The organism is Halorubrum distributum JCM 13561, from assembly GCF_000337395.1.
GTDB lineage: Archaea > Halobacteriota > Halobacteria > Halobacteriales > Haloferacaceae > Halorubrum > Halorubrum distributum.
The window spans coordinates 1-593 of sequence record NZ_AOJF01000004.1; positions in this window are offsets into that span (position 1 = coordinate 1).

Here is a 593-nt window from a genome sequence, read left to right on the forward strand (position 1 = left end):
CGGCCCGCCGGCGGCCTGACAGGCTCCGACCGCCGCCGTTGGTGGGTGTGGAAGTACTCGGCGTACGCGCCTCCCGGTAGCCTCTATTCCGCCGCGCGTGCGCAGATGCCGCGTTCTCGACCTTCTAGTCGAAGCACTCTCGACACGGTTCGTAGTGCGTCTCGATCACCGCTCGTTCGACGACTCGGTACCCGCTCCGCCCACAAAGCGTCTCGTCTCCAGCTGGGGCGTGGTACTTCGACCCGCCGTTGATCATCACTTCGTCGGTGAGAGCTGAGAGTTTCGGCCGGGGAGTCGTGTCTTCGACCGGTGGGNTAGGCGGCTGTAGCTTCTCTGACGGCGGTGTCCGTGTCGCGTTTTCGTCCCGGTATTCGACCGGCGACGAGGGGTCGCCCGCGAGGTACTGGAGAACTGCGCGCCAGCAACCCCGACACGGTGTCACGCCCATCTCAAGCGCTCTGTCGACGTCGACGACAGCCCAGTCGGCCTTCCGCCGGGTGGCCTGGCAGGCGGGGGCCACGTCGTCGCTCTGGGCGTCGTGACGGTGGAATCGCTCGGAGGAGGGAGTCTTCGCGACCGCGGTCTCTGGGAGG